We start from the raw sequence: 11,535 nt of genomic DNA, 5'->3' as shown, positions 1-11,535 counted from the left end.
GGTGTCAGGCGCGGCGGTAGACCACGACCCAGTCGACGTAGATGTTCACGTGGCTCGGCGTCGCGGAGGACACGCACGCCGACCACGAGGTGCAGCGCAGCGCCGCGCTCTGGATCGCGAGGTGCATCGGCTGGTGCGGCACGGTCGCACCGCGCATGGTCGCCCACACCTTGCCGTCGATCGTGTACTTGAGGCTGGTCGGCGTCCACTCCACCCCGACGGTGTGCCACTTGCTGAAGTCGCGCCGCAGGATCCGCTGCACCTGCTGGTTCGTCGACCCGAAGTGGGCGGTGCCGCTCGTGGTGGAGCGGTCGTGGCCGCCGTCCTCGGCGAAGTCGACCTCCGGCGGCCAGCCCGAGGACGGCCACAGCAGCGCGACGTAGCCGACGCCGACGCCCTTGTCGGCGCGCATGCGCACGAGGTACTTGCCGTAGCGCAGGGTGCTCGCGCGCGTGGCCGAGGCGCCGCCGGTGACGAAGACCCCGTTCTCCCGGTAGCCGGCGAGGATGAGCATCCCGTTGTGGCTCTGCACGTGCGAGGGCGACCACCGGCCGTTCGAGTAGCTGCCCGGGCTGCCGGCGTACTTGTCCCAGGCGCGGGTCACGGTGCGCCGCACGAAGTCGTCGCCCCACACCTTCACCCAGCCGCGCGGGTTGGTGCTCGGGGGCGCCACGCCGCTGGGGTGCGCGGTGTAGCCGCGGCTTACCGCGGCGACCACGGCGTGCGGCGCGGCGAGCGCGCGCGGCGCCGAGGCCGGGGCCGACGCCGAGGCGTCCGGGGCGAGGACCAGGGCGCTCACGGCCAGCAGCGCGAGCGCGACGGGGGCGACCCGGCGTCGGGATCTCGTGGTGGAGGCGCTCATGCCCGGTTCATCGACACGGGTCCGCGGGGCCTGAACACCCCGGCCGCCTTGCGGACGGTCCGGTCGTGCGGCGCGCGGGGCCTGTGAGGGGCCGCACGCGGCCCCGTCCGGTGGACGACGCGGTCCGCCGGGCGGGGGAGCGGGTGCGGGACGTCGCTCACGGGGTGTAGGCCCAGGCCGCCACCCAGTCGATCCGGATGTGGCCGGCCGCAGTGTTCGAGGGTGCCCCGCCGGAGAGCTGCGTCTCGGACTGGATCACCCAGTGCATGGGGGTGGAGGGCACGAGCCGGGTGCTGGTGCCGATGAGAACGTCGTCGAGGTAGAAGCGGATCCGGCCGGGGGTCCACTCGACGGTGGCCGTGTGCCAGGGCACGTAGGTGGCGCTGGTGGAGAAGGCGTCCTGGCCGCCGCTGGAGGTGGCCCAGTGGGCGAAGGCCGAGATCGTGCGGTCGAGGTTGCCCTCGGGGAAGTCGATCTCGCCGTGCGCCGGCCACAGGTCGTCGTCGGGCCACAGCAGCCACGCCGTCTTGTAGCCCGGGACCTGGTCGGACTGGAACCGGATCGAGTAGCGGCCGTAGGTCATCGTCGGCAGCTTGGGGGTGGGCGCCGACACGTAGTGGACGCCGTTCTCGGTGTGCAGGTAGATGTCGAGGTCGCCGTTCGACACCGAGAGCGTGCGCGCCGGGTCGTAGCGGCCGTTGCCGGAGGTGTCCGGCCACGGCGACGGGTAGGCGCCCCAGCGCGTTCCGTAGACCGAGAGGAACGAGCCGAGCGCGGCGTCGCGGGTGAAGTCGTCGGCGAACACCTGGGTCCAGCCCGGCAGGTTGCCGACGGGCAGCGCCGACGGGTCCGGGGTCGGGGTGGGCGTCGGCGTGGGCGTGGGCGTCGGGGTCGGCGTCGGCGTGGGCGTGGGGGTCGGCGTGGGCGTGGGCGTCGGCGTCGGCGTGGGCGTGGGGGTCGGCGTGGGCGTCGGCGTCGGCGTCGGCGTCGGGGTCGGCGTCGGCGTGGGCGTGGGGGTCGGCGTCGGGGTCGGGGTCGGCGTCGGGGTCGGCGTGGGGGTCGGCGTGGGCGACGGCTTCGGGTGCCCGTGCGCGCGGCGGCCGGCGAGCACCGCGCGGGCCGCGGTCGAGGCGGACACGCGGGCCCGGGAGGTGGCGGCCTGGTCGGCGGTGGCCACCGAGGCGACCCGGGCGCGCGAGCGCGCCGTGCGCAGCGCCGTGGTGCGCGAGGTGCGCGAGGTCACCGTCACGCGCGAGACCACGGTGGCAGCGCCGTACGAGGTGCGCGTCGCGCGGGCGGTGTCCTCGCCGTCGTGGAGGGTCGCCACCGCGGTGGCCGAGCTGCGGGCGGTCACGCGCGCCACGGCCACGAGGCCCCGGGCCCGGGTCGACCCGGTCCCGCGGCCCGCCACCACGACGGACACCGACAGGGCCCGGGCCGTGCGGTGCACGACGTGCACCGACACGGCCGTCGTGGCGGCAGGCGTCGGTCGCGCCGCCACGGCTCCGGCGTCCGAGGGGAGGAGTCCCGCGGCGAGCAGGACGGCGCCTGCCCCCGCGAGCGCCCGGACCACCGGACGGGCCGCCCACCTCGTGACCAGACGGCTCCGGGGGGAGAGCCGGCCCGGACCGCGCTGGATCGTCGCGGTCCCGTCGGACGCAGGTGTCGGGGTGAGCATGCCGAGGTGATCGGGCGCGCGCGGAGAGGTTCTGGAGAACCAACGCCCGCTCGTCACTCACATGACGTACAGAGACACGGATCACGTTGGGCTGCAACGGATCCCGAAGATCAGGATCTCAAGACCAGGATCCCGCCGCGCCGATGCAGGTGCCGGTGGCGAGCACCACCGGGCCGGGGCGCCGGCCGTTGGTGGAGCGCACCCGCAGAGCCCTCGCCGCCGTCCGAGCGGCTGCCGGCCGGAGGCAGCCTGGCGCGTCAGCTCTTGAACAGCCCGCTGCGCTCGGCCCAGATGGCGGCCTGCGTGCGGTCCTGGACGCCGATGCGCTCGTAGATGCGGGTGAGGTGCGTCTTGACCGTCTTCTCGGCGATGCCGAGCTCGCGCGCGATGTCCTTGTTGATGCGGCCCTCCGCGACGAGCCGCAGCACCTCGAGCTCGCGGGCCGACATCGTGCTGCCCGTCGCCCCGCGCGACTCGTGCCGCTCGGCGAGCAGGACGGAGGCCACGCGCGGGTCGATCGGCGAGCCCCCGGCCGCGGCTGCGTGGACGGCGGACACGACGTCCTCGCGGCCGCTGTCCTTGAGCAGGTAGCCGCAGGCACCGGCGTCCAGGGCGGCCACGATGCGGCGGCGCTCCCCGAAGCTGGTGAGCACGACCACCCGCGCCGACGGGTCGGCCCGGCAGATCTGCGCAGTGGCCTCGATGCCGTCCATGCCCGGCATGGACAGGTCCATGAGCACGACGTCGGGGGCGAGCTCGGAGTAGCGCTCCACCGCCTCGCGGCCGTCGGCCAGCGCGCCGACCACCGTGATGTCGCCGAAGGCGTCGAGCAGGGCCGACAGGCCCGAGCGCACCACCGGGTGGTCGTCGACGAGCATCACCCGCAACGGGTCGGGCGGCGTGATCGTGGCTCCGGCCGCCGCAGCGGTGCTGGTCGTCGTCGGCTCGCTCACACGCCCACCTCCATCGGGACCGACACGGTGAACACCGCGCCCCCGTGATCACCGGGAGTCAGGTCGAGGTGCCCACCGGCACGTTCGACCAGGTCCGAGAGGAAGCGTAGGCCCAGGTGCCCCGGCGGCGGACGGCGCCACTCGTCGACGGCGACCCCGCGGCCGTCGTCGGCGACGGTGAGCACCGCGTGCTCGCCCTCCCGCCGCAGCGAGACCACCACGTGGGAGGCCTCCGCGTGGGTGACCACGTTGCGGAGGGCCTCCTGGGCCGCGCGGAACACCAGCGACTCGCACGCTGGCGCGCACTCGAGGCCCGGCGCCACGTCCAGCCGGGCCGCCACGCCGCGGGAGCGCACCGAGGCGAGCAGCCCGCCCAGCGCGTTGGGCAGCCCCTCCTCGCGCAGGTTCGGGGGGTAGATCTCGATCAGGAGGGAGCGCAGGGCGCTGACGGCGGACCGCGTGTGCGCGGCCGACTCGGCCACGACGGCCGCGTGGGGCGAGCCCTCGGTGCCGAGCCGGTCGGCGACGGCGTCGAGCGTGTAGGTGATGCCCGAGAGGTCCTGCACCACGCCGTCGTGCAGGTCGCCCGCGATGCGGCTGCGCTCCATCTCCGAGGCGTCGACCGCGGCCTGGAGCAGCTCGGCCTTCTCCTCCTGGTCGCGCTGCGCGCGCTGCGCCAGCCGCCACGCCAGCGGCAGGTTGACCGCCGCGAGCAGCAGCAGGCCGCCGAGCAGGATCGGGGCGAACTCGGTCCAGATGCGGTGGGCCGCCGTGGAGATGCTGTCGTCGTGGTAGTAGACCTCGAAGAGCAGGTCGCCGGCCGCCGTCGCGCGCATGGGCGCGTACACCTGGAGCACCCGGCCCTGGTCCTGCTCGAAGATGTTCTCCGGCTTGGTGGGGTCGCTCGCCGAGGCCTCGACGCTCCCGGTCAGCAGGACGTCGGCCTCGTCCGGCTCGAGCGCGAACTGGCGCCCCCACAGCTCGCGCTTGTCCGAGTAGACGATCGTGCCGTCCGGGGTCCAGATCTTGACCCGGATGACGTCCTTGGCCGACTTCACGAAGTCGCGCACGACGGCGTCGAGGGCGACGTCGGCGGCCGTGCGACGGGTCGCATCACGGCTGGACAGGTCGGCGGGGATCTTGTCCGAGAGGACGTCGGCGTAGAGCAGGGTGCGGTCCTTGGCGGCGTTGACCGCCTCGTTGATCCCGGCCTGCTGGCTCGCATAGCTCGTGGCCGCCATCACGACGACGGTCGCGATGACGGCTGCCGCGATGTAGCCGGCCAGCACGCGCTGGCGCCGCGAACCGAAGACGGACATCCCACCGAGGGTACGAGGCGTCCGGGTCCCGGACGTCACCCGAAAGGCCGCGGCGCGCCGACGCTCGGCCGGGGAGCCGCCTACTCCGGCGCCGCGGGCCCGTCCGCCCCCGGCGCCCCGGCCAGGATGCGCTCCTTGGTGGCACGGGCCTCGTCCTCGGTGAGCAGCCCGCTGGTGCGCAGCGCGTCGAGCCGGGACAGCCGGGCCAGCGCGACGTCGATGTCGTCGGCCGGGTGGTCGCCGGCGTCGGCCGCCGCGTCGTCGGGGCCGGCCGCCTCCGGCTCGTCGGAGCCCCGGGATGGGGCGAGGAAGATGTTGGCCAGGTAGCCGGTGAGCGTGCCGAAGATGCCGACCCCCACGACGATGATGAGCGCGCCGAGCACCCGTCCGGCGTTCGTGACGGGGAAGCGGTCGCCGTAGCCGACGGTCGAGATCGTGACGATGACGTACCAGAGGGCGTCCGACGCCGTGCGGATGTTGCCGTCGGGCACCTCGCCCTCGATCCCGAGCATCCCGAGGCTGCCGAACTCGAGCACCAGGATCGCGATGAGCAGCAGCGTGTAGAGCGCGCTGCCCGCGCGGTCGACGAGCAGCGACCTCGCGACGTTGCGCGCGCCGTACTCCTTGAGCAGGCGGTACACGCGCGCGAGCCGGAACACCCGCAGCACCTTGAGCTGGGCGAGGGGCAGGCTCGCCAGGAGGTCGGCCCAGCCGAAGCCGCGCCAGAAGTAGGCCGCCTTGGACTCCGCCGTGAAGAACCGCACCAGGAAGTCGAAGAACAGCACCACGGACAGCACGAGGTTGACCGCCATGAGGATGTAGTCCAGGGACTCGTTCCGCACGACGTAGATGAGCCCGAGGTTCACGATCGACAGCACCGAGAGCGCCGCCACGAACAGCTCGTAGCCAGGGTTCTTCAGCTCGGCCCGCTCGTGCTCGTCGAGCGTGGTGCCCGCCTCGATGTCCGCGCTCGTCTGTCGCGCCACTGTCCGCACCTCCGCCCCGGCGGTCCGCGCGTCCACCGGCGTCGAGGGAACGCTAGGGCGCCGCACGGCGCCCGCGGGGGAGGGACGCGCGGCGCGGCCGGACGTCGACGGCCGCTCGGGGGACGCGTCCGCCCGGGTGACCCCGGCCCGCAGTCCTCAACACCGGCGCGCGCGGACGCCGATGCCACGGTCGCAGGGTGTGCCGACCGGCGGGAGGCCGCATGAACGCGCGGGAGCTGCGCATCGGGCGGCTGTACGCCTACCCGACCGGGCCCGGGCCGTGGTTCCGGGCTGCGGTGCCCGCCCGAGTGATGTCGCGCGGCCCGCGCCGCCGGGTGCTCGTGCTGCTGCCCGACGGCGTGCCGGCCACGCCGCTGCGCGAGGAGGTCCCCCGCGCCGCCCTGGTGTGGGTGGACGCCGCGACCCTCGTCTCCACGTGGGAGGAATGGCCCCGCCGCGCCGCGGCGGCCCGCGCCGACCTGACCGCCGTCGTCGCCCGGTCGGTCGCCGCGATCGGCGGGCTCGACGCCCCGGTCCTCGAGGGCCCGGGGGAGCGGACGCCGTGGTGGTCGCGGCCGGTCCAGGAGCTGCTGCGCCCGCCGGCGCTGCGCCCGGTGGAGCACCACGCGCCGGCGCGGCGCGCGGACGTCCTGCACGAGGACGCGCGCTGACGCGACCGTCGGCAGCGTCCCGCGGCGTCCGTATGCCGACGCCGTCCCGAGCCTTTTCTTGACTCGTTCCAGATCTTGCGCGAGGCTCGGAGCGTGCCCACGACGTCGGAGGTCGAGCAGCTGCTGCGCGGCGCCGACCTGCGCGTCACCCGCCCGCGGGTGGCCGTCCTGGCCGCGGTGCACGACCACCCGCACGCCGACACCGACACCATCATCGGGGCCGCGCGCGCGGGCGGCGAGGTCTCGACGCAGGCGGTGTACGACGTCCTGCGCGTGCTGACCTCGGCCGGGCTCGTCCGCCGCATCGAGCCGGCCGGCTCGGTGCCCCGCTACGAGTCCCGCGTCTCCGACAACCACCACCACGTCGTGTGCCGCTCGTGCGGCGCGATCGAGGACGTCGACTGCGCGGTGGGCGACACCCCGTGCCTCACGGCGTCCAACGACCGTGGCTACCTGATCGACGAGGCGGAGGTCGTCTACTGGGGCCTGTGCCCCGGCTGCGCCTCCGCGACCACCTGACCCGACCGCCCCGAGAACCGGAAGGAACACCCCGTGTCCGAGATGCCTGACGCCGTCGTCGGCGAGATGAACGAGGAGACCGCGAGCACGGGCCGGTGCCCCGTCGTGCACTCGCCGGGCGGCACCACCAACCGCGACTGGTGGCCCGACGCCGTCGACGTAACCGTGCTGGCGGCCAACTCGCCCAAGAGCGACCCCATGGGCGAGGGCTTCGACTACCGCGAGGCGTTCGCCTCGCTCGACCTCGCCGCCGTCAAGAGCGACATCGAGGCCGTCATGACGACCTCGCAGGACTGGTGGCCGGCCGACTACGGCCACTACGGCCCGCTGTTCATCCGCATGGCCTGGCACAGCGCCGGCACCTACCGCATCTCCGACGGCCGCGGCGGCGCGGGCGCGGGCCAGCAGCGCTTCGCCCCCCTCAACAGCTGGCCGGACAACGCCAACCTCGACAAGGCGCGCCGGGTGCTGTGGCCGGTCAAGAAGAAGTACGGCAAGAGCCTGTCGTGGGCCGACCTCATGGTGCTGGCCGGCAACGTGGCGCTCGAGTCGATGGGCTTCGAGACCTTCGGCTTCGGCGGCGGCCGTGCCGACGTCTGGGAGCCGGAGCAGGTCAACTGGGGCTCGGAGGCCGAGTGGCTCGGCGACGCCCGCTACACCGGCGACCGCCAGCTCGACAACCCGCTCGGCGCGGTCCAGATGGGCCTCATCTACGTCAACCCCGAGGGCCCCAACGGCAACCCGGACCCGATCGCGGCAGCGCGCGACATCCGCGAGACCTTCGCGCGGATGGCGATGAACGATGAGGAGACCGTCGCCCTCATCGCCGGCGGCCACACCTTCGGCAAGACGCACGGCGCGGTGAACCCGCTCCAGTACGTCGGCCGCGAGCCCGAGGGCGCGCCGATCGAGGAGATGGGCCTGGGCTGGAAGAACACCTACGGCACGGGCGTGGGCGGCGACGCCGTCACCAGCGGCCTCGAGGGCGCGTGGACCCCGACGCCGATCAGCTGGGACAACAGCTTCTTCGACACGCTGTTCGGCTACGAGTGGCAGCTGAGCACCAGCCCCGCGGGCGCCCAGCAGTGGATCCCCACCGACCCCGCGGCCGCGACCGCCGTCCCCGACGCGCACGACCCGTCGCAGCGGCACGCACCGGTGATGCTCACCACCGACCTCGCCCTGCGCATGGACCCGGCCTACGAGCCGATCTCGCGCCGCTTCCACGAGAACCCGCAGGAGTTCGCGCTCGCCTTCGCCAAGGCCTGGTTCAAGTTGACCCACCGCGACATGGGCCCCGTCACCCGCTACCTCGGCCCGCTCGTCCCGGCCGAGCCGCAGCTGTGGCAGGACCCGGTCCCCGCGGTCGACCACGAGCTCGTCGAGGACGCCGACGTCGCGGCGCTCAAGGCGGCGGTGCTCGCCTCCGGCCTGTCCGTGCAGCAGCTGGTCGCCACCGCGTGGGCCTCGGCGTCGACCTTCCGCGGCACCGACAAGCGCGGCGGAGCCAACGGCGCGCGCATCCGGCTCGCGCCGCAGAGCGGCTGGGACGTCAACAACCCGGCCCAGCTCGCCGAGGTGCTGCGCACCCTCGAGGGCGTGCAGCGGGAGTTCAACGACGCGCAGGCAGGCGGCAAGCGGATCTCGCTGGCCGACCTCATCGTGCTCGGCGGTGCCGCCGCGGTCGAGAAGGCCGCCCGCGACGCCGGCGTCGAGGTGACCGTCCCGTTCACGCCGGGCCGCACCGACGCGACGCAGGAGGACACCGACGTCGAGTCCTTCGCCGTGCTCGAGCCGACCGCGGACGGCTTCCGCAACTACGTCGGCAAGGGTCACGACCGTCCGGCGGAGCACCTGCTCGTCGACAAGGCGCAGCTGCTCACCCTGACCGCGCCGGAGATGACCGTGCTCGTCGGCGGCCTGCGCGTGCTGGGGGCCAACTACGACGGCTCCGCGCACGGCGTGCTCACCTCGCGCCCCGGCGTCCTCACGAACGACTTCTTCGTGAACCTCCTCGACATGGGCACCACATGGGCGCCCACGACCGAGGCCGGCGAGACGTACCAGGGCACCGACCGCGCCACCGGCGCCAGCACGTGGACGGCGACGCGCGTCGACCTCGTGTTCGGCTCCCACTCCGTGCTGCGGGCGCTGGCCGAGGTGTACGCGAGCGACGACGCGCAGCAGAAGTTCGTGCACGACTTCGTCGCCGCCTGGGACAAGGTCATGATGCTCGACCGCTTCGACGTCCGCTGAGTCACCGCACGACAGCACCGAGGGAGCCCCGTGGCCGCCGGCCGCGGGGCTCCCTCGCGTCGTAGCGCCCGCGACACCGGCGCACGGGCGGTGCGAGGCTGGAGCCGACCTCGGGAGGGAGCCGTCATGGGCACGACGTCGAGGACGACGAGCGCCGGCGCGGGCGGCGCGGGCGCGGTGTACGGGCTCGGGCTCATCGGAGCGCTGGTGTACTACTGGCAGAACGCCGACGGGTTCTGGCTGCACCTCTGGGCCATCGTCGAGGCCATCCTGTGGCCTGCGTTCGTGGTCTACGACCTGCTCGCGCACCTGCACTGAGGCCGCGGACCCCGCGCTGCCGCCGCGCGCTCACCCCGCCGGGGCGTCACCACCTACGCTGCGGCGCCCACGAGCGCGAGGCGAGCGAGAGCGCGTTCCACGCGTTGATCGTCACCACGAGCGTGAGCAGCGCGGCCAGCTCCTCGTCCGTGAAGTGGGCGGCCGCCTCGGCGTGCACGTCGTCGGGCACGTGGGTCTCGGAGAGCCGGGTCACGGCGTCGGTGAGCGCCAGGGCGGCCCGCTCGCGAGCGGTGAAGAACGGCGCCTCGCGCCAGACCGCCACGGCGCGGATCCGCTGCTCCGGCTCGCCGACGGCCGCTGCGTCGCGTGCGTGCGTGTCCACGCAGTAGGCGCAGCCGTTGAGCTGCGAGGCGCGCAGCCGGACGAGCTCGCGCAGACCGGGCTCGATGCCCGCGCGGTCGAGCTCGTGCACGGCTGCCGCATCGAGGCGGGACATGGCCTTGAGGAAGGTCGGCGCCGCCGCCTCCACGTCGAGGCGCACCGGGATCTGGACGAGGGTGTCTGTGGTCACGACGACGACGCTACGCGGGTGGTGGACCAGGACTAGGGTCCAATCCCATGGCATCCGACTGGGCCACTTCGGGGGTCGACCTGCACCTCGAGGTGGACCGGACCCACCTGCGCCGCTCCCTCGAGGACTCCCTGCGGTCCGCCGTCCGCGACGGCCGGCTGGTGCCCGGGGTCGTGCTGCCGCCGAGCCGGGCCCTGGCGCGCGACCTGCAGGTGGCGCGCAACACCGTCGCGGACGCCTACGGCCAGCTCGTCGCCGAGGGGTGGCTCGAGTCGCGGCAGGGGTCGGCCACCCGCGTGGCCGCGGTGCCGCCCGCGGCGCGCGCCGCCCGGGTCGACTCGGCAGCGCAGGCGCGCGGCCCCGCGTACGACCTGCGGCCCGGTCGTCCCGACGTCAGCGGCTTCCCGCGCACCGCGTGGGCGACAGCCGTGCGCGAGGTGCTGGCACAGCTCCCGTCGGAGGCGCTCGGCTACGGCGACGCGCGCGGCCGGGTCGAGCTGCGCACGGCGCTCGCGGAGTACCTCGGCCGGGCCCGCGGGGTGCGCACCGACCCGGCCTGCGTGGTGGTCTGCTCCGGCTACGCCGAGGCGCTCTGGCTGCTGGGCCGGGCCCTGCGGGCCCGCGGCGTCCGCGCGGCCGGCGTCGAGGCGTACGGCCACCAGCGGCACCGGGCCGTGCTCTCGGACGCGGGGCTCCGCCTGGACGCCGTGGAGGTGGACGAGGAGGGTGCGCGGGTCTCGGCCCTCGGCGCCGCGGGCGCCGTGGTGCTCACCCCCGCGCACCAGTTCCCCCTCGGCTGGGCGCTCTCACCGGACCGACGTCTCGAGCTCGTCGGCTGGGCACGGGACTCCGGCGCCGTCGTGATCGAGGACGACTACGACGCGGAGTTCCGCTACGACCGCAGGGCGGTCGGCGCCTTGCAGCCGCTGGCTCCCGACGTGGTCGTGCATGCCGGGACGGCCAGCAAGACGCTCGCGCCGGCGGTGCGCCTCGCGTGGCTCGCGCTGCCGCCGTCCCTGGTGGACGACGTCGTCGCGCAGCGCGAGCTGCTCGCGCGCGAGACCCCGGTGATCGACCAGCTGGCACTCGCGCGCCTGCTCGTGTCGGGCCGCTACGACCGGCACGTCCGTCGTTCGCGGCTGGCCTACGCCCGGCGCCGCGAGTCGTTCGTCGCCGCGCTCGACCGGCACGCCCCGGCCGTCGAGGTGATCGGACTGGCTGCCGGGCTGCACTCCGTGGTGCGGCTCGCACCCGGCGACGAGGAGGAGGCTGCCGTGGCGCGGGCGGCGGCTCGCGACGTCGCGATCGAGGGGCTCGCGTCCTACAGCGCGCCCGGGTTCTCGCAGCCGCCCTCCGTCGTCGTGGGATGGGGCGGCGCACCGCCCCACACGGTGACGACCGCGCTGCGACGGCTGGCTCTCGCGCTGGGCGGCTGAGCCCT

Annotated in this window: 11 protein-coding genes; 5 read left to right on the top strand and 6 right to left on the bottom strand. The window is 74.5% G+C overall.

Annotation, left to right across the window (positions count from 1 at the left end):
* Positions 1 to 4: 4 nt before the first annotated feature.
* From GC157_12450 to GC157_12430, 5 genes are all read right to left on the bottom strand, one after another.
* Positions 5 to 862 carry a family 16 glycosylhydrolase gene (locus tag GC157_12450; GenBank protein MBI1378276.1) on the bottom strand — a complete coding sequence of 286 codons (858 nt, stop codon included), beginning with the start codon at positions 860 to 862 and terminating at the stop codon, positions 5 to 7.
* A gap of 157 nt (positions 863 to 1,019) precedes the next feature.
* A complete protein-coding gene (locus GC157_12445) occupies positions 1,020 to 2,540 on the bottom strand; it encodes a family 16 glycosylhydrolase (GenBank protein ID MBI1378275.1) in 1,521 nt (506 codons plus the stop codon).
* Between the two features lie 257 nt (positions 2,541 to 2,797).
* Entirely contained in the window at positions 2,798 to 3,493 is a 696-nt protein-coding gene (locus GC157_12440) for a response regulator (GenBank protein ID MBI1378274.1), read from the bottom strand.
* Positions 3,490 to 4,812 (bottom strand): hypothetical protein, encoded by a 1,323-nt coding sequence (locus GC157_12435; protein MBI1378273.1) that lies wholly within the window; start codon positions 4,810 to 4,812, stop codon positions 3,490 to 3,492. Before GC157_12435 ends, GC157_12440 begins: the two co-directional genes overlap by 4 nt.
* 80 nt (positions 4,813 to 4,892) lie before the next feature.
* The gene (locus GC157_12430; GenBank protein MBI1378272.1) at positions 4,893 to 5,774 is read right to left on the bottom strand and encodes an ion transporter; all 882 of its coding nucleotides are present in this window, start codon (positions 5,772 to 5,774) and stop codon (positions 4,893 to 4,895) included.
* Positions 5,775 to 6,019: 245 nt separating this feature from the next.
* Between GC157_12430 and GC157_12425 the strand changes: the two genes are divergently transcribed.
* From GC157_12425 to GC157_12410, 4 genes are all read left to right on the top strand, one after another.
* Positions 6,020 to 6,469 carry a hypothetical protein gene (locus GC157_12425; protein ID MBI1378271.1) on the top strand — a complete coding sequence of 150 codons (450 nt, stop codon included), beginning with the start codon at positions 6,020 to 6,022 and terminating at the stop codon, positions 6,467 to 6,469.
* A gap of 93 nt (positions 6,470 to 6,562) precedes the next feature.
* The gene (locus tag GC157_12420) at positions 6,563 to 6,988 is read left to right on the top strand and encodes a transcriptional repressor (protein MBI1378270.1); all 426 of its coding nucleotides are present in this window, start codon (positions 6,563 to 6,565) and stop codon (positions 6,986 to 6,988) included.
* A 33-nt stretch (positions 6,989 to 7,021) separates the two neighbouring features.
* Positions 7,022 to 9,244, top strand: coding sequence for a catalase/peroxidase HPI (gene katG, locus GC157_12415; protein ID MBI1378269.1), 2,223 nt, complete (start codon positions 7,022 to 7,024; stop codon positions 9,242 to 9,244).
* Between the two features lie 126 nt (positions 9,245 to 9,370).
* Positions 9,371 to 9,562: a hypothetical protein gene (locus tag GC157_12410; protein MBI1378268.1), complete on the top strand. Its 192-nt coding sequence runs from the start codon at positions 9,371 to 9,373 to the stop codon at positions 9,560 to 9,562.
* Positions 9,563 to 9,608: 46 nt separating this feature from the next.
* Here GC157_12410 and GC157_12405 read toward each other — a convergent pair whose 3' ends face one another.
* A complete protein-coding gene (locus GC157_12405; protein ID MBI1378267.1) occupies positions 9,609 to 10,148 on the bottom strand; it encodes a carboxymuconolactone decarboxylase family protein in 540 nt (179 codons plus the stop codon).
* Here GC157_12405 and GC157_12400 point away from each other — a divergent pair.
* On the top strand, positions 10,142 to 11,530 hold the full coding sequence (locus GC157_12400; GenBank protein MBI1378266.1) for an aminotransferase class I/II-fold pyridoxal phosphate-dependent enzyme: 1,389 nt from the start codon (positions 10,142 to 10,144) through the stop codon (positions 11,528 to 11,530). The two genes, GC157_12405 and GC157_12400, sit on opposite strands and share 7 nt — an antisense overlap.
* The last annotated feature ends 5 nt before the right edge of the window (positions 11,531 to 11,535 follow it).

This window comes from Frankiales bacterium (assembly GCA_016125335.1).
GTDB lineage: Bacteria > Actinomycetota > Actinomycetes > S36-B12 > CAIYMF01 > Longivirga.
Note: the sequence above shows the minus strand (reverse complement) of the source record. Positions and strands in the feature narration are given on the sequence as shown.